A 23,744-nucleotide genomic window follows, 5' to 3' on the forward strand; every position below is an offset into this window, starting at 1 on the left:
CTATTTCATTGCCGGGACTTTCAGCTTATCGCCTGCGCCGGTGACTTTGCGCAGATCGGCGACCTGGCTGGCCTTCACTTCTGCAGCCTGATTTCCCCACGAATTCCTCACGTAGTTCAGCACATCCGCCATCTCCTGATCGTTAAGTTTCCAGGAAAATGCTGGCATGCCTGCGGACGTTGGGCGACCTTCGGTGTGCGGCGCGCGGGCACCGTCCAGCAGCGCGTGGATCATGTTGGTGGGATCGTTCTGCATCGCGCCATTGCCGGCAAAGGCGGGCACCATGCCGGTGATACCTTCACCCGACAAACCGTGACACGCCGAGCAATCCACTTCATAGCGCAGTGCCGCCTGATCGTGACGGGTTTTATCCATCACAAACCCGGCGGATTTCGGCGTGGAAGAGGCTGGTAAGCTGCGCAGATAAGTGGCGATAGAGTGCAAATCGACATCGTTGAAGTACTGCGTGGAGTGCTCAACCGCTTCCGCCATTGGACCCGCCGCCACGCTTTCGCCGTTAGAGCCGGTTTTAAGGTAGTCAGCAATCTGCTCATCGCTCCATTTGCCAATGCCAGCGTGAGGATTTGGCGTGATATCCGGCGCGTACCAGCTTCCTAAGTTGCCGCCTTGCAGGTACTGGCTACTGATTTCGCCGCCCAGCGCGTTGCGCGCGGTGTGACAAACGCTACAGTGCGCCGGGCCATCAACGATGTATTTGCCGCGATTCCACTCGTCATTCTGCGCAGTTTGTGGCTTGAACGCGTTGTTATCGAAGAACAACAGGTTCCAGCCGGCCATCGCCAGACGAATGTTATACGGGAAATTCATGCCCGCATTCTCATCGATGGCGTTGTGCACCGGTTTTTGCGCCGAGAAGTAGGCCCAAAGATCGTGCATATCGCCATCGCTCATTTGGGTGTAAGCGGTGTACGGCATCGCCGGATAAAGGAAGCCGTGTTCGCCGCGTCCCTGACGCACCGCGTTGAAGAAATCGCGCTCGGTCATGTTACCGATGCCGGTTTCACGATCCGGCGATATGTTCGAGGTCTGCAACGCGCCAAAGGGCGTATCGATTTTGTAGCCGCCGGAGAAGTCCGCATTATGACAGGCGGCGCAGTCGGCGAGGCGCATCACGTACTCACCGCGTTTGATGGCGGCATCGTCGTTGCTATGGAAATCGGCCAGCTGCACCTTGTTGTCGGCAACGTTGGAGCGCGCGCTGTCTAACACCACCCACAAACGGCCCGACGCCGCGATGCCCGCAATTACCGCCAGTGCGGCGAGCGTGTAGGTAATTTTCTTTGCTTTCGCCATGATTACGCCCCCACCAGCGGTGCCGGATTATTGATGTACTTCTGGTGGATCGCCTGCGCGGCGCGCACCGCCAGCGCACCAATGGTGATGGTGGGGTTATAACCTCCGTTGTTCGGGAAGGCGGATGCACCGACCACAAACAGGTTGTGCGCATCCCAGCTTTGCAGATACGGATTAAGCGCCGAGGTGCTGGGATCGGCACCCATCACCGCGCCACCAATGGTGTGCGAGCTATGCTGCTGGTACGGATTCCAACTCTTCTCCGCCTGGTTATCCACCACGATATGCTGTCCGCCGGTCTCTTTCATGATGTTGATGGCGCGATCGGTGACGTACTTCGCCATGCGCACATCGTTCTGGTTCCAGTCGAACGTGGTGCGGATCAGCGGCTGGCCGTGACGGTCTTTGTAGTTGGGATCGAGATCGAGATAGGCTTCGCGCATCGGCATCGAGGTACCCTGGCAGAAGATGGTGCCAGCGGTTTGGTAATCGCGCTTGTAGCCCGCTTTCCACTCGCTGCCCCAGCGTTTGGTGCCGGGACGCAGGCCGTTCATGTTCTGAATCGGACGACCGTTGGTGGAGAAGCCCATAATGCCCGCGCCGCCGATGAAATCGAGATCGCTGTGGTCGAAATTATCGCCGTTGAAGTCATCAATCTGCACCGCCAATGCGCCGCCGCCGATGAACGGATTCATGTATTCGTTATCGAAGAAGCCGGTGACGCTGGAGCAGGTTTGATAGTTGTAGTTACGGCCAATGGTGCCGCGACCGGTCAGCGGATTGTATTGCTCGCCCACGCCGGAGAGCAGCATCAGGCGCACGTTATCCATCTGATAAGCGGTGATGCAGACAATATCCGCCGGCTGGAAACCTTCCACGCCATCCTGGGTAATGAATTTCACGCCTTTTACTGTTTTACCGTCGTCATGCTTCACGGCGTGCAGCACTTCAGTTTCGGTCAGCAGCGTGAAGTTTGGACGGCGCATCAGCACCGGCAGAATGCAGGCTTGCGGGGATGATTTGGAGAAGTTGCCGCAGCCGTGGAAGTCGCAGAAGCCGCAATACGTACACGGACCCATGCTGACGCCGAGCGGATTCACATAGGCTTGCGACAGGTTACCGGCAGGCACCGTGAACGGGTGATAACCCATATTCTCGGTGGTTTTGCGGTACTTGCTCATCCAATGCGTATCTTTCAGCGGCGGGGTAGGATAGTCACGCGAACGTGGGCCTTCAAAGATATTGCCGCCTGCTTGCGGCTGGCCGTTGAGATTGCCCGCGATGCCGGAAGTCCCCGCAATACGCTCGAAGCGATCGTAGAACGGTGCCATTTCGTCGTAGGTCACGCCCCAATCCTGCAACTGCAAACCCTGCATCTTCTGCGCGCCGTAGCGTTCACGGGTTTGCTTCGCTACTTCAAAATCCCACGGCGTAAAGCGCCATGACATGCCCGCCCAGTGCGTGCCAGCACCGCCGACGTTCCAGCCAAACTGAAACGCCGACCAGTTACGCACCGGCGCCGCAAGCTGATCGCTGCGGTTGCGGAAGGTGGTGGTTTCCACGCTCATCGGTTGCAGGATTTTGCGGCGCGTGTGGAAGCGCAGTTCATCGGCGTCAATGGCGACCGGAAAATCGGTCGAGGTATCGCGCCAGGCGCCGCGCTCAATGGCGACCACGTTGAGTCCCGCGCGGGTTAGCTCTTCCGCCATCACCGAACCGGCCCAACCTAAGCCGACGATGACCACGTCAGCTTTATTTCTTACTAATGACATTGACTCAGCTCCGGCTATTTAATCGTTAGGAATCAGACTGACGGGAATGAGCGCCAGATTTTCGTTGCGGCGTTCGATATAAGGGCGATAGTCATAACGTGCGCCAGGAAAACCGATCATTTTCCAGCCCACCATATTTTTATTTCCGCCATAAATCGGATCCGCTAAATAGCTTTCGCGCGCGTTTTGTAGCATTAATTCAAACAGCGCCTGGCTATTCACGTCTTTTCCTAAATCGATCTTGCCGTCTTCCATTGCTATCAGGAATATATCGATCTGTTCAGCTGATAAGGTATGCAATGAAGCCTGATGCTGTTGCTGCGCCCACTTTTCCAGCGCGGTTAAGCCGGTTAAATAGCGCGCTTTCGGTGGCGTGAGAAATTGCGGGCTGCCCATCAACGCCGCTTCATTTTCCGGATGCAGCGGCGCCTGCAAATAGAGCGCCGCGCCGGAGCCATAATCTCCGGCTAACTGGTTATCGAGGAACTCAATTGCGCCTGCTTCACTGGCGGACGGGCCAAGGTCATCGGCGGGGATCAGACGATCAAAAATGGCGGCCAGATTCTGGCGATCCAGCGGATTAGTGAGCACCTGATAACCGTCTTGCCATGCGGGTTGCGGCAGGTGATCGGGGCTGAGTTTGGTTTCCAGCGGGACATTGTGCAGCTCTTTCGCCCGCAGTTGCGGCGCGACGGCGAGGGATGCCACAATTCCACTGAGCGAAAAGAGCGCTTCTCTTCGGTTCATACTTCTTATCCCTTAATCTTCAAGACATGAATATTGACAGAGCACGACGTTCAGATATTTCAGACGCAATGACATCGCGCTAAATAGCGCGCAGGCGCTAGCGACGAATCTGCGTTCGTTATTATTTTTTCAGAGGTAGGTTAATATAAGGTCACCATAAATGGCGACCCTACGGAATATGTTGTAGGGTCGCCATTTATGGTGACCGTATTCGCGAGAAACCCGTTTATCGGGCGCCCTTTATGTTAATGAATATATTTATTCATATCTTCATAGCAGTGGCGGGAAATATCCCACAGATCGTCTTCCCAGTTTTGCGGGCTTAAGAGTTCCGGTGACCAAACGCCGTCGTAACCTGTAGCTTTTACCGCCGCCACCCAGGCGGCAATATCCACGTCGCCTTCGCCCGGCGCATAGTCGCGTTGTACCCACTCATCCCAGGCTTCGCCCGGTTTAGCTGCGCGACCATCGCAGAAATGCACGCCGTAAATCAGATCTTTATCCATGCGCGCCACTTCGGCAGGCGTGGTGCCGCCGCCAGCATGCAGGTGCCAGAAATCCACCACCACGCCGAGGTTGTCTTTGCCGCTCTGTTTAATCAGATCAAGCGCGTGTTGCAGCGAATTGAACGCGGTGAAGGCGACGACTTCAATCTGGAATTTGATGCCGTGCGGTGCGCCGATATCGGCGATGGCGGAGATATTCTCCAGCAGGATGGCATCACGTTCGGCAGCGGACAGGTGATCGAGTTCGGTCAGCGCCATGATTTGCACTACCGGACAACGCAGCTCCACCGCAGCCTGGCAGATTTTTTCCGCTTCGCGCAGCAGTTCAGCGCGCGCTTGCGGCTCATGGCGACCAATGCGTTTCAGCGCATTGATACAGGTAATATCGACGCTGTATTTCGCCATCAGCTCGCGGTAGGCAGCATAGCTGCCACCGTTTTCCAGATAGCGATACAGATGTTCTGGCAGGATTTCCAGCCCACTAAAGCCTGTCTCATGGGCGATGCGTAACTGAGTGACGGCATTGCTGTACCAAACAGACACGCCATGCAACGACAACTTCATCTCTCCTCCTTGTTACCTCACGGCTTCAGGTGAGAGCGTCGAATACGCAATTCTCCCTGAGACCAAACGCCACCCGGAGTGGCACGTTCATCAATCAGCCGGTTCAGGGCTTCAGTGACGATCAAATCAATACGTTGGCTGAAAGTGGTGAGCTGCCAGCCGGGCAAGCTGGCTTCGTCGATGTCATCGAAACCCACCACCGCCATAAATTTGTTGCCTGCACCTTCGCGCAGTGCCGCCAGCGCGCCGAGCGCCAGCACATCGTTTTCGCAAAACAGCGCTTCTATCCGCTGATCGGGCGCTTGTGCGTTGAGATAGTCGGTCAACACGTCGTAGCTGCGTTCGCGGGCGTATTCACCGGCGGTGAGCAGGACTTCAAGCGCTAAGCCAGCTTCGTTGAGCGCAAGTTGCAAACCCTCTAAACGCAGCGTGTGATGGCTGCTGGTGGCCGGGCCCATCATGTATCCGATGCGCGTATAACCTTGCGCCAGCAGCAGTTCACCCAGCTGTTTACCCGCCTGCAATCCGTCGACATTGACCACTTCAATGCCGGGTTCGTCGTTGTTACGACACACCTGCACCAGCGGAATGTGGTGCATTTCACGCGCCACGGCGATCAGTTCATCACTCAGCACCGTACCGAGAAACAACATGCCATCGACCTGCAGCTGATCGGCCAGCGACAGCACCGCACGGTAGTTTTCACCGCTACCAATATTCAGCAGCAGCGCCATGTAGCCGCGCTGCTGCAGCTGGCGGGTGACAGTGTCGAGCATCAGCATCGAGTGCGGATTTTTTAGCTCGTCGATCACCACGCCAATAATCTGAGTCTTTTTCTGCGACAGGCTGCGCGCCAGCAGGTTAGGGCGATAACCTAACTCGGTGGCAATGGCGATGACGCGTTCGCGCGCTTTCTCGGAAATGGACGCGCCGGGCGTAAAGGCACGCGACACCGTCCATTTCGAGACGCCAGCCAGTCTTGCCACATCGCTGGCGGTGGCTTTGTGGGATTTTGCGGTTGGTTTACTCATAGCACCTGCATAGGGGAAAAAGCGGAGACCCCCAGCATTGAACGTGAAACCCAACGGAAAATAAACACCTAAGCGCACGCATTTGGCGTAAAGCGCGACAATTAACCCTGTTTTTATGATGTTGCGATTATGTTTGATCTTTGCACCCGATTGCAACGTTTTTTGCAATCGGGTGCATTTCATTAACTTTTTGTGATCGCTTTCGCTGATTTGCACTTTGGCAGATTGACTAAAAAGCCGTCTTCGCCGACATTTTGCTCACCACAAAGCAAGAAACATCATTAAAGGCTCACCTGAGTGGCTCGTTTTGCACCCGGTAGCAAAAAGTAAAATATCAGAAAAACAATACCCAACATCTTACCTCAAACCATTTTGCACTCGGGTGCAAAATAAACAGGAGTTGTTATGCTCATCGGTGAAAAGAGTATTCCACGCCCACTGCGCTGGGCCATGATCGGCGGCGGTCGTCTCAGCCAGGTTGGTTATAAACATCGTTGCGGTGCGCTGCGTGATAACACGGCGTATCAGATGGTTGCCAGCGCCTTTGATATCGATGCCGAGCGCGGCCGCGATTTCGGCGTCAACTTAGGACTCGATGCGGATCGCTGCTACGCCACTTATCAGCAGCTGCTGGCCGAAGAGGCGAAGCGTGAGGATGGAGTTGAAGTGGTGTCCATCGCCACGCCAAACGGCACCCATTTTGAGATCACCAAAGCGGCGCTGAATGCCGGTATTCACGTGATTTGTGAAAAACCGCTGTTCTTCACCACCGCCGAAGCGCTGGAAATCAAAGCCCTCGCGGCGGCAAAAGGGCTGATTGTCGGCGTAACTTACGGTTTCTCTGGCCATCCGCTGTTGATGCAGATGCGGGCGATGATCGCCAATGGCGAAATTGGTGATGTGCGCATGGTGGAGCTGCAATACACCCACGGCTTCAGCGCTAATGACAGCGCCGACAAATTCAGCGAAGCGCAAAAATGGCGCGTCGACCCTAAGATTGCCGGTCCGTCGTTTGTGCTCGGCGATATCTCTACTCACACCTTCTACATCTCACAGCTGGTGCTGCCAGAGCTGAAAGTGAAATCACTGCTGTGCGATCGCCAGAGCTTTATTCCGTCGCGTGCGCCGCTGGAAGATAACGCCATGGTGCTGATGCATTACGACAATGGCGCAGTAGGGCGCATGTGGGCCTCATCCATTAATGCCGGTTCGATGGACAGCCAAAGCATTCGCGTGATTGGTTCACGCGCTAGTCTGGAGTGGAGCGACTACAACCCTGGCGAGTTGAAATATGAAGTGCAGGGCCAACCGAATCAGATCATGCATCACGGCATGCCGTATCTGCATGAAAGCGCTCTGGCGGATGAACGTTTGGGCGCGCTGCATACTGAAGGTCTGGCGGAATCCTGGGCCAACATCTATCTGAAATTTGCCATCGCCATTCACGCTACTCAACAGGGCGACCAAAAAACCCTCGATAACCTGATCTATCCCGATATCAACGCCGGGATTGAAGGTGTGCGCTGGATTGAAAACTGCGTGCGTTCTGCGGACAACGGCGCGAGCTGGGTTAACTACGAATAAGGATTGCCATGAAACTTTCGTTTTGTACCGATAGCCTCGGTCATCTGCCGTTTGAACAGATGCTGGATAAATTGCTGGAACTCGGTGTTAACGGTGTTGAGATGACGACCGGCGGCTGGTCACCGGCACCGCATCTGCGTACCGAAGAATTGCTGGCGAGTGCCACGCAGCGTCAACAGCTGCTGCAAGCGCTGGAGAGTCGCGGCATGTCGATTGCGGCGCTGAACGTGTCGGGTAATCCGCTCGATCCGGGCGAATTGGGCAGCAAGCACAAGCGTGATACCGAAAACGCGCTGGCGCTGGCCGGTGAACTGGGCGTGAAAAAAATCGTGATGATGAGCGGCCTGCCGCCTGCCAGCCCGCACGACACCATTCCAAACTGGATCACTTACACCGTGAGCTGGCCGCCGACGCTGAAAAACTGCCTCGATTATCAGTGGAATGAAGTGGCGATCCCTTACTGGCAAGGGCTGGTGCAGCGCGCCAAAAACAGCGGCGTGGAGAAGTTTGCGCTGGAGAATTTCAGTTCGATGCTGGTGTGGAATCCGGAAACCTTGTTCCGCCTGCGCGACGCGGTCGGTGATATGGTCGGCCTGAACCTTGATCCCAGCCATCTGCTGTGGATGGGCGCGGACCCGATTGCCGCCGCGCGCGCGCTTGGCCCGGCGATTCATCACTGCCACGGCAAAGATGTGCGTCTGGAGCGCGGGCTGGTGGACATCAACGGTCTGCTGGAAACCAAGCCGGTGGAAGATGTCGCGAACCGCGCGTGGAACTATGTTGCCGTCGGTTGCGGCCAGGATCTGCAGTGGTGGAAAGAGTTCTTCTCGGTGGTACGCATGATGGGCTACAACGATTGGGTATCGCTGGAGATGGAAGATCTCACCATGTCGGTGGAAGCGGGCGTGACCTCCTCGATTGCGGCGCTTAAGCAAACCATTAGCCAGTAATGTCAAATCCACGGCGGGCAACCGCTCGCCGTGTTCTGTACATCGAGCCTTGCCTGCCGGATAATTCGTGGTTCTACCCACTATTAAGAGGCACGCCATGCTGGAAAACCACCCACAGCGCGACGAAATCAGGCTAGAGAATGTGCTGGCGGCGTTGGGCAATCCGATGCGTATGACGGTGATCAGCATTCTGGCGGACGGCGGCGAACACACCTGCGGATCGCTGCTGAAAGGCGTCTCCAAATCCACCTTAACTCATCACTGGCGCGTGCTGCGCGAGGGCGGCATTATCTGGCAGAAACCCTCAGGACGTGAAAATCTGTTGTCGCTGCGACGCGACGATCTCGACGCTCGTTTTCCGGGTTTGCTCGATTCGCTGTTAAGCGCCACTCAGCAAGATCCCTTGACCCGCACCACGCTGGATGACTTCCAGGTTAAATAACCCGCGCCCGCCCAGCCAGCGTAGCCACAACCATCTGTAGTGCCGCAATCACCAACAGCAGCACCAGCGGCCACTGCCAGTTGCCGCTGACATCATGCAGCAGACCAAAACAGAGCGGGCCCAGCGCCGCTAATCCGTAACCGACGCATTGCGCCATGCCCGACAATTTCGACGCCTGCAAATGATCATGGGTGCGCAGATTAAACAGTGACAGGCAAATCACCATCGATGCGCCAGCGCCTAATCCCGCCAGGATCAGCCACAGCAGCGCATAATTCGGTGCAATTAACAGTCCGGCGACAGCGACAAAAATCGACAGCGAGGCGAGAAAACCAATCGCCCGCTGATCGCGCATTTTCTTCAGTGCACTCATGCAGGCCAGATTCGAAACGATGGCCACAATCTGATAGACAAACAGCATGCCGCCCGCTTCCAGCTGGCTAATGCCGCTGTCTTGCGCGAAAGGCGTGAACCAACCAATCAGGGTGTAAAACACCAGCGACTGGCAGGCCATAAACAGCGAAACCTGCCAGCCTAAGGCCGCGCGCCACGGTGAGCGCGTTGATGTACTGTTGGCACTGTTTTTTGCCTGAGACGCAGGCTTCTTAAGATACGGCAGCCAGGCTAACAGCGCGACGATCGCCGGAACCAGCCACACTGCTAATGAGAGTCGCCAGCCCGCGCTGCTCAGCTCTGCCAGCGGCACCACCACGCCCGACGCAATGCTGGCGGTTATTGCCATGGTCATCGCGTACAAGCCAACATATCGCGCGGTGTGTTCGGTGAAATCCCGCTTAATCAGCGGCGGCAGAAGCACGTTGGCCGCCGCAATCCCCGAGCTCAGGATGATGGTTCCCGCCCACAACGCATATTCACTGCCGCTGATACGCAGAATCGATCCCAGCGTGATGAGCAGCAATGCGCCCCATAAACTGCGCTCAAGACCAAAACGGTTGCCGAACCAGGCTGCAGGTGGCGCTAAGGTAGCGAACATCAACAGCGGCAAGAAGTTGATCACGCCCGCCGCGCTGGCGCTCAAGCCAAACGTCAGCCTGATGTTTTCCAGCACCGGGCCGACCGCGGTAATAGGCGTGCGCAAGTTGGCCGCTGTCAGCAGCAGTAAGAACAGGAAAAAACCAGAACGACGCAGAGCAGGATTCGCAGATAACGCGGTATGGGTCATATTTTCGCACCATAGCAATGAGGCAGACCGAGTCTGCTTATGGTGCGTTGGTTGACGTTAACGCTTACGCAGCGGCGATTGACCGCTGAAAGGAGGGCAATACTAACGAGTGAGTGGGGAGATGTAAAGTCGACGGATTATCGAGTGCGGTCATATTAAATTTGTCGCTTGCGCCATCGCTCATCCGCGTCCACCTTTAGTATTTCCCTTTTCCACAAATGGACGAACAATGCTCTGGTTATGGAACGTGCTTATTTTATTGGCAACCGTGGTGGTGATGGAAATCGTCGCGGCGCTGTCGCATAAATACATCATGCACGGTTGGGGATGGGGCTGGCATTTGTCGCACCATGAACCGCACAGCGGTAAGTTTGAGCTCAACGATCTTTATGCGGTGGTGTTTGCGGTACTGGCGATTGTGCTGATTTATGTCGGTGTGCAAGGCATGTGGCCGCTGCAGTGGATTGGTGCCGGAATGACGACTTACGGTGCGCTCTACTTCATGGTGCACGATGGCCTGGTGCATCAACGCTGGCCGTTCCGCTATATCCCGCGCAAAGGCTATCTTAAGCGCTTATACATGGCGCACCGCATGCATCATGCGGTGCGCGGGCGTGAAGGCTGCGTGTCATTTGGTTTTCTCTACGCGCCACCGCTGAATAAGCTGCAAGCCACGCTGCGCCAGCGCCATGGGCGAAAAATCAACGAGGACGCTGCCACAGACCAGCCGGACGCGGTTCAGGACGAGCCACACGCGAAGTGATGGCCAAACCAGCCCCTTTCACCAGCAGCGCCAGTTTTTCACCTTTACTGGTGCGCTGCCGTGAATCCCAGGCGTGCACACCGGCGTGCTGAACTTTGACGCCAATTTCGCGATAAACGCCGCGAGCCGTAGCGATGGCCCACGCCGAGCGCAGCGGCAAGCCCGGTAAGCCGGATCGCGCCGAGTGATAATAGGGTTCCGCTTCCGTCACTAAACGCGCTGCCAGTGTGGCGAGCGCCGCGCGATGTTGCGGCGCTGTCAGCGTATCGGCGCGTAATCCCGCCTGATCGAGCCAGGTTTGTGGCAGATAGCAGCGGCCATTTTCGGCATCTTCAACGATATCGCGCGCAATGTTAGTGAGCTGGAACGCCAGTCCTAAATCGCAGGCGTGATCGAGCACCGCTTCGTCGCGCACGCCCATCACGCGTGCCATCATCAAACCGACCACGCCCGCGACGTGATAGCAGTAGCGCAGCGTATCATCGAAGCTGGCATAGTGTTCGTCGCGTGCATCCATGGCGAAGCCTTCCAGATGATCAAACGCCAGTTGCTGCGGCAGCTGATGGATGATCGCCACTTCCTGAAACGCCTTAAACGCCGGTTCATCCATGTGCGCGCCGCTGTAGGCGCGACGGGTTTCAATCTGCAGATGCTGCATGCGTGCCTGCGCGTCTTCCACAGCATGCTGCGTGCCGCCTTCGCCCAGCGTTTGCCCATCAATCACATCGTCGCAGTGACGACACCAGGCATAGAGCATCAGCGTGCTACGGCGCGTCGGTGCATCAAACAGCTTGGCGGCGGTGGCGAAACTCTTCGAGCCGACCGCCATGGTTTGCGTTACTTGCTCAAGTAAAGGCTGTCGATTCATTCGGCGCGATCCTCCAGCATCAGCCTGGCGGTGGCCTTGGCCGAACCAATCACGCCGGGCACGCCCGCGCCTGGATGCGTACCCGCACCCACCAGATAGAGATTGCTGATATCGGCATCGCGGTTATGCGGTCGGAACCAGGCGCTTTGCGTTAAAATCGGTTCCAGCGAAAACGCCGAGCCGTGATGGGCATGCAGCGTGTCGCGAAAATCAAACGGGGTAAACATTCTGTGTGTCACTAATTGCTGACGTAATCCCGGCATGTAGTGCTGCTCCAGATAAGCAAAAATTCGATCGCGCAAGCGCGGTCCTTCCTGTTGCCAGTCGATGTCAGCGGTGCCGAGATGCGGCACCGGCGCTAACACATAAAAGCTGCCGCAGCCGGGCGGTGCCAGCGACGGATCGCTGCTGCAGGGCGCGTGCAGGTAAAGTGAAAAATCTTCTGCCAGCTGGTTGCTGTTAAAAATCTCATCGATCAACTCTCGATAGCGCGGACCGAAACAGACGGTGTGGTGCGCGAGCTGTTCATGCGGCTGATTAAGGCCAAAATAGAGCACAAACAGCGAGTTGCTCATACGCTTACGCTTCAGCGATGTCGCACGTTTCATTGCCAGCGGATGATGGCGCAGCAGTTTGTCGTAGGTATGCACCACGTCGGCATTGGAGGCCACAGCGGCGGCATCGAAGCGTCGTCCGTCCTCTAACTGAACGCCGCTAATGCGATTACCGCTGGTTTCCAGCTGGCTCACTTCGGCATTCAGTAACAGCTCGCCGCCCAGGTCCTCAAACAGTCGCGCCATGCCCTGCACCAACGCGCCGGTGCCGCCGCGCGGAAACCACACGCCCCATTCACGTTCCAGCGCATGAATTAAGGTATAGATCGATGACGTTGCAAAAGGATTACCGCCCACCAGCAATGAGTGAAAGGAAAACGCCTGGCGCAGATGATCGTCCTGAATAAACTTCGCCACCATGCTGTAGACGCTACGCCATGCTTGCAGACGTCCCAACTGCGGCGCGACGCGCAGCATGTCACGCACCTGCAGAAACGGCACCGTGCCGAGTTTCAGATAACCCTCTTTAAACACTTCGCGCGAATAGGCGAGAAACTGACGATAGCCTTCAACGTCTTGAGGATTGAACGTGGCGATCTGCTGCTCCAGCAGCGGCTGATTGTTGTCATAATCGAGCTGTTTGCCATCTTCCCAGCACAGGCGATAGAAGGGCGTGACCGGCATCAGCTCGACGTAATCGCTTAGCGATTTTCCCGCCAGCGTGAACAACTCTTTGATGGCGCTGGGATCGGTGATCACCGTTGGCCCGGCATCGAAGGTAAAGCCGCTATCCTCAAACACATAGGCGCGTCCGCCCGGTTTGTCGCGTTGCTCGAGTAAAGTGGTTGGTATGCCTGCCGCTTGCAGGCGAATCGCCAGCGCAAGGCCGCCAAAGCCTGCGCCAATCACATAAGTGCGTTTCATTTTTTCTTCCCTGGTTCGACAGAATTCAACAGCGCGCGCAGCGCTTCACCGATGGGCACCGGCGGCTTGCCGCACAGAATCCGCGTTTTATCGCGCAGGCGCAGTTGCCCGGCGTAAAAGCGGCTAATTAACCCGGCATCAAGCCGGTAAAAGCGTTGCATCACGCGCCAGCGCTGCTGCGGCTTGCCGGCCAAAAACAGCATGCGGTTTAGCAGACGGAAAAATCGCTGCTCGCGCCACTGCTGACGGGCAAAGCGTTCGATGTGTTGGCTGAGCGTACTGGCATCGGTGGGCAACAGCGCTACTACTAACTCCGCCAGCGCCACGGCGGACGGCAAGGAGTAACCGGTGGTGGCGTGAAACAGTCCGGCGCGCAGGCCGCTGCACGGTTGGCCGCGCTGCTGTTGCCAGAATCGATCGATATCGCCGCTCAGGGTAATCGGCAAAATGCCATGCTCTTCACGCAGCAGCGTGCTAAGCCGCCAGCCTTGCTGATTGGCATAGTCGGCGATGTGCTGACGAGCGGTGTTCTCCGCCAGCGTGGGCTGGTTAACGTAATGGGTATCTTCAATCAATAGCCGATCGGCGCTGAGCGGCAGCGTGTAAACAAACCGATAGCCCGCTTGCTGATCGACGGTGGCATCCATCAGGATCGGCTGTTGCAGGCCGTGCGGCTGCGCCAGCTGCCACTCTTGTCCCAGAAACACCTGATAACCCAGCTGCAGATGCGGCGTCGGCTGCAGGCCGCGACCATCAATCACCACTTGCGCAGCAAGTTCACGGCCATCCGCCAGCGTCACCTGCGTGGGTTTTACCTGTTGTACGGCTGTGTTTGTCCACAGATCGTCACCCATCGCCGCGTAAAGATGGCGGGCAAAATCGCCTGATGCGATGGAACAATAATCCCCGTCCAGATTGCGGCGCAGCGCAGGAAAACGCACCTGATAACCTGACCAACGCACGGTAATCAGCGGTTGCAGCCAGCGCAGCTGTTCGGCGCTGAGATCGCTGTAATGAAACGACCAGGTATGATTGCCTGCCGGATGCGCGTCGCTCTCCAGCAACAGGCATTTCAGCTGCGGCTGCAGTTGACGCAGGCGCAGCGCAATCAAGCCATTCGCTAGTCCGGCACCGACCAAAATCACATCATATTGCGAGCGCATCAGGTCGCCTCCGCCAGCACAACTTGCTGCTGACACAGCGCCTGCTCGACGATGTCAGCCGCGCGCTGGCAACCGCCTGCGCGCTGCAGTTGTGCCTGTATCGCTGACATCCGTAGCGCGTAACGATTGTCGGTCAGCAATTGTTGCAGATGTTGCTCCAGTTGATGAACGCGGCTAAAGCGTGATGCGCGGCGACCAACTCCATGCCACTCAATACGCGCCGCCACGCCAGGCTGATCAAAAGCAATCGGCAGCGCCAGCATCGGCGTGCCGCATTCCAGTGCTTCCAGCGCGCTGTTCAATCCAGCATGGGTGATAAACAGCTGGGCGTGCTGCAGGGCGGCGCGTTGATCGACGAAATCCGTCACCCACGCCGCGCCAGCGAGCTCCAGCTGATGCGCCTGTTCGGTGTTCAATCCCCCGCAATGGGCGATCACCAACGACAGCCGCTGCTGGCGGCACGCCTGCGCCAGATGCAGAAACAGCCGGAATCGATGGCCTTGCAGTGTTCCCAGCGAGGCATAAATCACCGGCTGGCGCAGCGCCGGCCAGGGCGCATTGAGCGGCGCAGGCGCAACCGGGACGCGCAGTGGCCCCACGGCGTGATAGCAGGCGGGCAGTTGCTGACGCGGAAAATCAAAGGCCGGCACCATTTGACTGATTTGTGCCAGCGGCGATAGGCACTGATGTAATCCGCGCCGCTCCGTCAAATTAAACGCCCGCGCGTGTTTGAGGATCACGTCGCCGTGACGACGCATGATGCGATCATAAATATCGCTGCTGGCCTGAAAACGTTTCAGCGCTTTCTCATCCTGTGCAAAACGGAAGGGCATCACCGCCAGCGGAATCCCGGCTTCACGATTGACCGGCAAGGCGCAGGCCACCGAGACAAACGGCAGATGCAGCGCTTCAGCAACCAATCCGCCCGCCGCTTCCATCTCATCGGCGATCACGCCATCGATGTTCAACGCTTTCAGCACCGCAGGCAGTTCGCGGCACAGCATATCGGTGCAGGACGCGAGATCGTCGATCACGCGAAACAGCGACAGGCCGCCCGGCGAAGCCAGCCGATGCAACACGGGCGCCAGCGATCCGGCCGGATGCGTCTGCTGGCCGACGGCAACAAAATCAATGCGTTCGTCGCTGAGCAAGGTGCGGGCATCGGCTTGCTGGATGAAGGTGATGCGATGGCCACGCGCCAGCAACGTTTGTGCTAACGCCTGCAACGCGTGAAAGTGGCTATAAAGCGGCGGCGCGATCACCGCAAAGTGGCCCACCGGCGGAGCCGCGCTCAGTTGAACATCGCTAGCTGTTGATTAAACAGCGCGTGCATATATTGGCGAGTGGCGATGCCGCGATGGCAGGCGCAGGCAAGGTGTGCATCGGCGCTACGCAGGTGATCGCGTAAGCGACGTTCCGCGCCGTCAGCACCGAGCATCTGTACCAGCGTGGATTTGCCCTGATCCTGATGCACATCTTTACCGGTGTGTTTGCAACCGTCGGCGAGGTCGTCGAGCAGCTGAAACGCCTGGCCCAGATCCTGGGCGAAGAAGCTAAGACGTTGCCGCACCTGCGGTGAAGCATCAGCGGCAATCGCCGCCATTTGCAGCGTGGCGCGAAACAGCACGCTGGTTTTCAGTTCATTGGTCAGGGCGATCGCTTCTGGACTGCGGCTCTGCGCGCCGTCGTGCAGATCCTGGAACTGCCCTTGCACCAAGCCCTGCAAGCCGACGGCAGCAGAGAGTTCGGCAATCGCTTCAGATTTATGCATGGCAGGCAAACCGGGTGCAATGGCAATCACTTCAAATGCGCGGCTCAGCAGCGCGATGGCAGCAAGAATCGCCACGTTTTCACCAAATTCGCGATGCACGGTAGGGCGACCACGACGCATCTGCGCGTTATCCATCGAGGGAATGTCATCCAGAATCAGCGATGCCGCATGTACCATTTCCACTGCACAGGCGAGATCGAGAACGCCATTTTGCGTCAGCTCGCAACCCATATCGCGCGCTGCCAGCAGCAGTAATAAAGGACGGATGCGCTTGCCCTGCGCCAGCGTACCGGCACGCATCGCGGCACGCACGCGATCGCTTTGCTGTCCGGCAGGCAGTAAATGTTCGAGATGCGCCTGTAAAATTTGCTGCAGCTGAAGGAGTTCGCTTGTTTGATGTGCTGTGGTGTCGACATGGGTGGTCATAATGGCTATCCATGGTTGGTGAATTTTTTATGCTTTTTGATTAACCGTAGACTGCGTAAGGTGAGTTCGCCAGCAAGGGCCGTGTGGTTAATCTGCGTTTCGTTTATTTCGAATGTTGATTGTTTCGTTTATTGCGATTATTATTCTGTGACTGCAATTAGCAACCACAAACAATTAATTGGAAAACGCATGAAAAACTCAATTCTGGATAGCTTGAGCCTTCCGGCTCCGAAGGAGATTGAGGCCGCTTTGCGCGGACAGAGGGAGCTCGCAACGTATCTATCCACCAAGCAGGAAACACAAAAAATAACCATTCAGGATGCAGACAACGAAACGCATCAGATTGAACTGCCAACGTCAGCTCTGACACTACTGATGGCTGTTTTAGGTGAGTTGGCGGTGGGAAATGCGGTTCAGGTTGTTCCTGTACACGCAGAATTAACTACGCAGGAAGCGGCGAATATTTTGAACGTTTCACGCCCACATCTGGTGAAACTGTTAGAGCAAGGTCAGCTTCCCTACCATAAAACTGGTCGCCATCGTCGAGTGCTTTTTGCTGATCTTATGCAATTCAAAGATAAACGTGCGCAAGAGAGTAATGAGGCAATGCAGGAATTGGCCGACCAGGGACGGGATCTCAATTTCTACTGATGAACCATTCACCTTATGCGGTTGTACTGGACTCGCTATTACGGCAAGGTTTACCGATGACAGTAAGCGCATTAGACAAGTTTCGTTTTCTCATTTAGCAACGATTGAATCGCTATGCTGCTACTTGGCATTTATTTCAGCGTGATCTTATTAGCGAAATAAGTAACAGCAACGCCGTAACATAAATAACTCCGTTAGGCTGGTGGTAAATAAATACCGCTAATGGACAATATAATGACGAATACCAAACCTGCCGTACTGATTATTCAGCCGGTCATGCCTCAGTTAGATGAAAAGCTCACGCAACATTTCCACTGCCATCGCTTATATGAGCAGCAAGACGCAGCGCAATTTATTCAGCAGCATGGTAAAGCAATCAAAGCCATCGTCACGCGTGGCGATGTCGGGGTTGAAACTGCACTGCTGGAACAATTGCCAGCGTGTAAAGCGATTGCCGTATTCGGCGTCGGCACCGATCGTATCGACCTTAAATACACGACCGCACACGATATTCAGGTCAGCATCACCCGCGATATTCTGACCGACGATGTCGCCGATTTGGCGCTGACGTTAACGCTGGCGTTCTCGCGTAATTTGGTGGCTTACCATCAGTTTGCAAAATCCGGTGCATGGGAAAATAACGGCGTTGAGCTCTCCAGCCGCGCCAGCGGAAAAAGAATCGGTATCGCCGGATTGGGCGCGATTGGCTTAGCGATTGCGCGCCGTGCCGAAGCTTTTGGCATGGAGGTGGCGTATACCGCGCGTTCGGCGAAAAACGTGAGCTATAAGCGCTGCGACAACATCGAGCAACTTGCTGCCTTTAGCGATTTTCTGGTGCTGGCCCTGCCGGGCAGCAAAGAGAATTTCCAGCTGGTAAATGCCAAAGTGCTCACGGCGCTCGGCAAACAGGGCGTAGTGATCAACATTGCGCGTGGCACGGTAATCCATGAACCCGACCTGATCGCGGCATTGCAGCAGGGAACCATTAAAGGTGCCGCGCTGGATGTTTATCCGGATGAGCCAAAAATTAATCCCGCGCTACGTGAACTGGAAAATGTGCTTTTGACGCCGCATATTGCCAGTGCAACTCATGAAACGCGCGCGCAAATGACCAATAATGTGCTGGAGAATTTGCTGGCCTATTTCGCCGATGGGAAGATTCTAACGTCGGTATAATTTAAGCATCCGGAGTAAGATGAAATTCTTATATCCAGATAAATTATCCCTATTTAGTAATAGCAATTTTCGCTCAGCCAGGCTGTTATGATAGCGGCACTTAATTCAGGAGCCCATTATGACAGCACAGAAAATTGCCATTATTGGCGGCGGCGTTATCGGATTAGCGGTGGCGCGCGCCTTAGCGTTGCAGGGCGTTGAAGTTACCGTATTTGAACAGCAACACATTGGTGCGGGCACCAGCAGCACCACGTTTGCCTGGGTGAACTCCAACGGCAAACAGCCGCAAAGTTATCACCTGCTTAATGCGCTCTCGATGGAAGAGCATCTCAAACTGCAGCACGCGCAGCCGAATGGATTGCGCTGGCTGGAAACCGGCGGTACATGGGAATGGGCCGCCGAGGGCGATGCGCAACAACGTTTGCTGCAGCGTGCGACGTCGCTGCAATCGGCCGGTTATGCGGCGCGTGAAGTGTCGCCAGCGGATGTTTTGCGCGATATCCCGGAGCTACGGGCGCAGGCCATTAGCGGCAGCGTATGGCACTTCCCGACAGAATCGGTGCTGCATCCGGCGCTCTATCTGGCGCGCTTATGGTCCGAAGCGAAAGCGCGCGGCGCGCTGCTGTATCAGCATCAGCGCATTAAAAGCATCAGCGAAAGTGCTGAGCGGGTTACGCTGCAGCTTGAGGACGGCGAGCAGTGGCAGGGCGATCGTATCGTGTTAGCTACCGGACGCTGGGCCAATCAGCTGCTGAATTCACTCGGACTCAATCTGGCGTTGCTGGATACCAGCAAACCGAACGCGGTGGCCTGCAGTTTTCTGGTGCGCACCGCGCCGCAGCCGCTGTCGCTCAGTGCCAATCTCATCTCTCCGCAACTCAACGTACGCCCGGACGGCGGCGGTCGTTTGCTGCTGCAAGCGTTAGAACTGGATCACCTGGCCGATTCAGCTGCGCCACCGTCGAAGACCAGTGATATCGCCGCGCAGTTCCGTGCGCGTTATCACGCGCTGTTTGCGGATGCGGGCGAGTTGCAAATTGAACAAATCGTTGTAGGCCAACGTGCCCGACCTGCTGATGGTTTACCGGCAATCGGTTATGTCACTGCGCATCAGCGCGTCTATGTGGCGGTGACGCACAGCGGCATCACGCTTTCGCCATTGATTGGCAAGCTGGTGGCTGAAGAGCTCGTCAGCGATGTAGTAAGTGAACTGCTCAGTGATTTTCGCCCGAAACGTCTGCTGGGTAAAAGCGTGGAAGAGTTTGCGCCGATAAAGCGTAATTTCCCGGCGGCGCAATAACGCAGCGAGACACTGTTTTTACCGGTCTCTTTCATAATCGATAGTCTCTTTCACCGCCGCCACGGCAAGCCGCAGTTTATCCTTGCTGACCGATCCCAACGCAAGACGAATGGCATGCGGCACATTGATTGAGGTACTGAAGGGTTCAGCTGAAGATACCGAGATCTGCTGCTGGATTAAACGCTGTACCACCCGTTCAGCCCGGACTTCGCACGGCAACGGTAGCCAGAGAAAATAAGAGTTGGGATGGCTGATAAAATCCTCGGGCGCAAGAATCTGCCGGGCGATCGACTGGCGCTCACGGGCATCCCGTCTTTTCAGTGTTTCCAGGCGTTTGATCGTCCCATCCTTAATCCAGCCACACACTAACGAGACCATCAGAGAAGGGGTATTCCACGTAGTGGCACGAATAGCGTGCTCAAGCGCTGCACGCATGCCAGCGGGGCAGACGACGGCGCCGACGCGCAACCCGGTAGCGATATTTTTCGCAAAGCCGGTCACATAGAGGGTTCTTTCAGGTGCATAAAAAGCCATTGGCGGCGGCGGACGAGGCACCAGATAAGCATAGGCGGCATCCTCAATCACCAGAAGATCAAAGGTTCGGGCAATCAGGGCGAGCTCTCTGCGCTGAGCAGCACTCAGAACCCAGCCAAGCGGGTTGTGCAACGTAGGCATGGTATAAATCGCACGGACGCGCCTGCGCTGACAAATCTGTTTTAATGCATTGAAATCAGGACCGTCTGGTCCAGCAGGTATGGCGGCAAGTTCAAGATGATAAAGCGCCGCCAGCGCCTTAAAGCCGGGATAAATCAACGCGTCTACTGCCACAACATCGCCAGGTTTTAGCAATCCCATCACCGCTATGGCAAGGCCGTGCTGAGCGCCATTGACGATCAGAACGTCATCAGCCGAAGGCGTGATCCCGGTTGAGCTAAGCCATGATGCAATGGTATGCCGGTCGCTCTCTTTCCCGGCATGCGGCTGATAGCGTAGCAGCGATTCGATATCCCCCGCATTGGAGAGATTGCGCAGGGCATCGCGCAGGAGATCGGCCTGACCAGGCAATGCGGGATAATTGAAATTGAGGTCCACCACATCGGTTGCGACCACATGCTGATCGACACCAAGGCCAAGAGGCAAAGAAATTTCCCGGACGAAAGTCCCGCGTCCGGTTTCACCGCTGACCAGCCCGATGGCTTCAAGTTCAGCGTAGACGCGTGTAGCGGTTGCTAGTGAGATCCGTTTTTCCGCAGCCAACGCGCGATGCGTAGGCAGGCGCGTGCCTGCAGACAATTCGCCGTTGCGTATAGCCGCAGCATATTCGTCAACCACATCCTTATAACGTGCTTTCACCAATTGTATCCATGACAATATTTTGATTGTTCTGGATCATGGCGTTTATCCTCCGTAGCGTCAATTCATGAAGGAAATAGTCACCTTCACTCAGCTACTGAAAGAGGTTTAACGTGGTGATACAAAAGACGCGTCCTGAGGCAATGTCAGGTTGGCTCAACGGCCTGGTGGGCGTGATTATTTTCAGCGGATCGCTGCCAGCAACACGCATTGCCGTTCAGGACATCGACCCGTTTTTCCTGACTTTTATCCGCGCGTCGATAGCGGGTGTGTTGGCGCTCATGTTGATCTGCGTGTTTAAGGTGAAGCGACCTGATCCAAGCCAATTATTCTCGCTCTTGATCGTCGCTATGGGCGTGGTGATCGGTTTTCCGTTGCTGACCGCCATGGCATTGCAGCACGTAACTTCGTCACATTCGATCGTTTTCCTCGGGTTGCTTCCGCTAGCAACCGCCATCTTTGGCGTCATTCGTGGTGGTGAACGTCCGCGACGCGCTTTCTGGCTCTTTTCCCTCTGCGGCAGTTTGCTGGTTATGGGCTTTGCGCTTTCTCATCTCGCCGCCGTATCACTCAAAGGCGATCTGCTTATGCTCGCATCAGTGATCGTCTGTGGCCTGGGCTATGCCGAAGGGGCAAAACTTTCACGTGAGCTGGGAGGCTGGCAAGTTATTAGTTGGGCACTGATTATTTCACTGCCTTTCATGTTGATCGCGTCATATTTGACCTTGCCTGAATCCCTGAGCCACATCAGCACTTCAGCCTGGCTTGCGCTGGGCTATGTCTCGCTTTTCAGCATGCTGATTGGTTTTATCTTCTGGTACAAAGGGCTCGCTATCGGTGGAATTGCCGCTGTCGGGCAACTGCAGTTGCTTCAGCCATTTTTTGGACTGGGTCTGTCTGCTTCGTTGCTGCACGAGAGCGTCAGCCCGCTGATGATAGCTGTCACGCTTGGCGTCATTCTCTGCGTGATTGGTTCGCGAAAATTTGCGCGTTAATGTTCATGCATATTGGCCGCCCGCAGGCGGCCTCATCCATTTTGGATTAATAACGCAATCGCCCGGTAAAAGCATTGGAAATCATCGCACCCGACTTAAGCGTTAAATCGAAATCCTGTTCTCGCGGCTGCAGCGCATTGATGAAACTTTCGGCCCATTTATGGCAATCATGCAGATGCAGATTTTTTAGCAGGCTGGCGTGACGTTCGCGACGCACCGAAAGCGGCATAATGAGCGCGGTATGAATGGCATCGGCGATGGCATCGGGATCGTAGGGATTCACCAATAGTGCGCCCTGCATCTGTTCGGCGGCGCCAGCAAATTGCGACAGAATCAGCACGCCGGGATTAGCATGATCCTGCACGGCGACATAGGTTTTCGCCATCAAACTCATCCCGGCTATCAGCGGTGTAACCAGCGCCACGCGCGCCGCACGGTAAAATCCGCACAGCTCTTCACGCGAATAGTGATTGCTCAAATAACTCACCGGATACCAGTTCAGCTCGCCGTGCACGCCGTTCATTTCGCCGCAGCGGGTTTCTAAATCGCGCGACAACGCCTTGATGCGATGGCTGTAACCTGACGCCGCTGAAGCCAGTTGCACCAACGAAAACGTGTGGTGATACTCCTCGTGATGACGCAGTAAAACTTCTATCGCGCTTATACGGTAGGGCGTGCCGGTACTATCGTCAAAATGCCCGCCGCTGAGGATGAGATTCTCCGGTAAGGTGTCGCGACATTGCTGCTCCATATACTGGCAGCTGTTACTTTCAGCCAGCGCGCTGGTTTCGGCGGTATCAATGCCCACCGGGAATACGCCGACGCGAATCGGGCGGCCATGAATACGCAGCGTGTAAGGCGTTAGCCGTTCGCAACGGAAGCGGGATTCAACCCACGCCGTAAAATTGTTCATGTCGTGGGTGGTCTGGAAACCAATCAGATCGGCGCATAATAGGGAATCGGCCAGATAGCGCCAGTTGGGCACCGATTCAAATGATTGTCCCGCCGGGAAAGGTTGATGGAAAAAGAAACCAATGCGATTAATCAGGCCGACATCGCGCAGCATTTTAATGCTGGGGATCAGGTGATAATCCTGCAACCAAATATCATCATCGGGCATGGCATATTCACTGATGGCGCGTGTATAGGTTTCATTCAGTTTCATATAACCGATTTGGCTGCTGGTAGAAAAGCGCGCCATATCGGGACGCTGATGAAATACCGGCCATAATCCCTGATGGATATATTGATGATAACCTTCTTCATATTCTGATTTGGTTAAACGGAATGTCAGCGTGTCGAATTGTTTACCGCTAGTAAAATTCAGCTCACGATGAGGTTCAGTGGTAAAAGACTCAAACTCGCCACTCCATTTCACCCACATGCCACCACGACGCGTCAATATACTTTCATAAATACTTGAAAGCGTTGAGTGGTTGTTTTGATTATGTGATACCAATATTAAGCCTGACATATTTTTTACCCGTTGCTTAATCTGCCCGTTATTAATATCTGGCAGGGGATTTGAAAGAGGTTGGCGTAATAATAATTGAATGATTCCGCTCATTATTTTCTTTGATACACATCCTTCACGCTGTCGATAAAATAAGTTATCCGACCTGCCCGTAAAAAAGCCGTAAAAAAATCGTTCAGAACCATAAAAATTTAATACATGTGATTTATTAAATTCTACCCGCTCAGGCTACA

General features: G+C 55.6%; 21 protein-coding genes. 8 read left to right on the forward strand and 13 right to left on the reverse strand.

The window, feature by feature from the left end; genetic code table 11:
- The 5 genes from ACXIZX_RS24240 to ACXIZX_RS24260 form a co-directional block, all read right to left on the reverse strand.
- Entirely contained in the window at positions 1–1,314 is a 1,314-nt protein-coding gene (locus ACXIZX_RS24240; RefSeq protein ID WP_479405293.1) for a c-type cytochrome, read from the reverse strand.
- A 2-nt stretch (positions 1,315–1,316) separates the two neighbouring features.
- Positions 1,317–3,086 (reverse strand): GMC family oxidoreductase, encoded by a 1,770-nt coding sequence (locus tag ACXIZX_RS24245; protein ID WP_479405294.1) that lies wholly within the window; start codon positions 3,084–3,086, stop codon positions 1,317–1,319.
- A gap of 18 nt (positions 3,087–3,104) precedes the next feature.
- Positions 3,105–3,833 carry a gluconate 2-dehydrogenase subunit 3 family protein gene (locus ACXIZX_RS24250; protein WP_479405295.1) on the reverse strand — a complete coding sequence of 243 codons (729 nt, stop codon included), beginning with the start codon at positions 3,831–3,833 and terminating at the stop codon, positions 3,105–3,107.
- A 245-nt stretch (positions 3,834–4,078) separates the two neighbouring features.
- Positions 4,079–4,903, reverse strand: coding sequence for a sugar phosphate isomerase/epimerase family protein (locus tag ACXIZX_RS24255; protein WP_179452422.1), 825 nt, complete (start codon positions 4,901–4,903; stop codon positions 4,079–4,081).
- 17 nt (positions 4,904–4,920) lie between these two features.
- Complete coding sequence (locus tag ACXIZX_RS24260) at positions 4,921–5,934, reverse strand: LacI family DNA-binding transcriptional regulator (RefSeq protein WP_479405296.1); 1,014 nt, start codon at positions 5,932–5,934, stop codon at positions 4,921–4,923.
- 405 nt (positions 5,935–6,339) lie between these two features.
- On the opposite strand from ACXIZX_RS24260, the gene ACXIZX_RS24265 reads away from it, so the two are divergent.
- The 3 genes from ACXIZX_RS24265 (at position 6,340) to ACXIZX_RS24275 (ending at position 8,910) form a co-directional block, all read left to right on the forward strand.
- Complete coding sequence (locus ACXIZX_RS24265) at positions 6,340–7,518, forward strand: Gfo/Idh/MocA family protein (RefSeq protein WP_008108027.1); 1,179 nt, start codon at positions 6,340–6,342, stop codon at positions 7,516–7,518.
- An 8-nt stretch (positions 7,519–7,526) separates the two neighbouring features.
- Positions 7,527–8,468, forward strand: coding sequence for a sugar phosphate isomerase/epimerase family protein (locus tag ACXIZX_RS24270; protein ID WP_479405297.1), 942 nt, complete (start codon positions 7,527–7,529; stop codon positions 8,466–8,468).
- Positions 8,469–8,565: 97 nt separating this feature from the next.
- Entirely contained in the window at positions 8,566–8,910 is a 345-nt protein-coding gene (locus tag ACXIZX_RS24275; RefSeq protein WP_110867017.1) for an ArsR/SmtB family transcription factor, read from the forward strand.
- Here ACXIZX_RS24275 and ACXIZX_RS24280 read toward each other — a convergent pair.
- Complete coding sequence (locus ACXIZX_RS24280; protein ID WP_179452417.1) at positions 8,903–10,093, reverse strand: MFS transporter; 1,191 nt, start codon at positions 10,091–10,093, stop codon at positions 8,903–8,905. The two genes, ACXIZX_RS24275 and ACXIZX_RS24280, sit on opposite strands and share 8 nt — an antisense overlap.
- Positions 10,094–10,322: 229 nt before the next feature.
- On the opposite strand from ACXIZX_RS24280, the gene ACXIZX_RS24285 reads away from it, so the two are divergent.
- Positions 10,323–10,856, forward strand: a complete 534-nt coding sequence (locus tag ACXIZX_RS24285; protein WP_008108032.1) for a sterol desaturase family protein — start codon at positions 10,323–10,325, stop codon at positions 10,854–10,856.
- Here the strand turns inward: ACXIZX_RS24285 and crtB are convergent.
- From crtB to ACXIZX_RS24310, 5 genes are read right to left on the reverse strand one after another with little or no spacing between them, the layout of a single operon-like run.
- Positions 10,795–11,724, reverse strand: a complete 930-nt coding sequence (crtB, locus tag ACXIZX_RS24290) for a 15-cis-phytoene synthase CrtB (RefSeq protein ID WP_479405298.1) — start codon at positions 11,722–11,724, stop codon at positions 10,795–10,797. The genes ACXIZX_RS24285 and crtB overlap by 62 nt on opposite strands.
- Positions 11,721–13,202, reverse strand: a complete 1,482-nt coding sequence (locus tag ACXIZX_RS24295; protein ID WP_479405299.1) for a phytoene desaturase — start codon at positions 13,200–13,202, stop codon at positions 11,721–11,723. The genes crtB and ACXIZX_RS24295 overlap by 4 nt, the downstream gene beginning before the upstream one ends.
- Entirely contained in the window at positions 13,199–14,365 is a 1,167-nt protein-coding gene (gene crtY, locus ACXIZX_RS24300) for a lycopene beta-cyclase CrtY (protein WP_479405300.1), read from the reverse strand. Before crtY ends, ACXIZX_RS24295 begins: the two co-directional genes overlap by 4 nt.
- The gene (locus tag ACXIZX_RS24305) at positions 14,365–15,642 is read right to left on the reverse strand and encodes a glycosyltransferase (protein WP_479405301.1); all 1,278 of its coding nucleotides are present in this window, start codon (positions 15,640–15,642) and stop codon (positions 14,365–14,367) included. Before ACXIZX_RS24305 ends, crtY begins: the two co-directional genes overlap by 1 nt.
- A gap of 14 nt (positions 15,643–15,656) precedes the next feature.
- Entirely contained in the window at positions 15,657–16,562 is a 906-nt protein-coding gene (locus tag ACXIZX_RS24310; RefSeq protein ID WP_323271755.1) for a polyprenyl synthetase family protein, read from the reverse strand.
- A gap of 189 nt (positions 16,563–16,751) precedes the next feature.
- Here ACXIZX_RS24310 and ACXIZX_RS24315 point away from each other — a divergent pair, with 189 nt between their 5' ends.
- The 3 genes from ACXIZX_RS24315 (at position 16,752) to ACXIZX_RS24325 (ending at position 19,689) form a co-directional block, all read left to right on the forward strand.
- Positions 16,752–17,213 (forward strand): helix-turn-helix domain-containing protein, encoded by a 462-nt coding sequence (locus ACXIZX_RS24315; RefSeq protein WP_479405394.1) that lies wholly within the window; start codon positions 16,752–16,754, stop codon positions 17,211–17,213.
- A 234-nt stretch (positions 17,214–17,447) separates the two neighbouring features.
- Positions 17,448–18,389, forward strand: a complete 942-nt coding sequence (locus ACXIZX_RS24320) for a 2-hydroxyacid dehydrogenase (RefSeq protein ID WP_479405302.1) — start codon at positions 17,448–17,450, stop codon at positions 18,387–18,389.
- A 118-nt stretch (positions 18,390–18,507) separates the two neighbouring features.
- Positions 18,508–19,689, forward strand: a complete 1,182-nt coding sequence (locus tag ACXIZX_RS24325) for an NAD(P)/FAD-dependent oxidoreductase (protein WP_479405303.1) — start codon at positions 18,508–18,510, stop codon at positions 19,687–19,689.
- An 18-nt stretch (positions 19,690–19,707) separates the two neighbouring features.
- Here ACXIZX_RS24325 and ACXIZX_RS24330 read toward each other — a convergent pair whose 3' ends face one another.
- Positions 19,708–21,042, reverse strand: coding sequence for an aminotransferase-like domain-containing protein (locus tag ACXIZX_RS24330; protein ID WP_479405395.1), 1,335 nt, complete (start codon positions 21,040–21,042; stop codon positions 19,708–19,710).
- 143 nt (positions 21,043–21,185) lie between these two features.
- Here ACXIZX_RS24330 and ACXIZX_RS24335 point away from each other — a divergent pair, with 143 nt between their 5' ends.
- Positions 21,186–22,037, forward strand: coding sequence for a DMT family transporter (locus tag ACXIZX_RS24335; RefSeq protein WP_479405396.1), 852 nt, complete (start codon positions 21,186–21,188; stop codon positions 22,035–22,037).
- Between the two features lie 46 nt (positions 22,038–22,083).
- On the opposite strand, the gene ACXIZX_RS24340 is transcribed toward ACXIZX_RS24335, so the two are convergent.
- A complete protein-coding gene (locus ACXIZX_RS24340) occupies positions 22,084–23,511 on the reverse strand; it encodes an alpha,alpha-trehalose-phosphate synthase (UDP-forming) (protein ID WP_479405304.1) in 1,428 nt (475 codons plus the stop codon).
- Between the last annotated feature and the right edge of the window lie 233 nt (positions 23,512–23,744).

The sequence above is a fragment of the Candidatus Pantoea symbiotica genome (assembly GCF_056491525.1).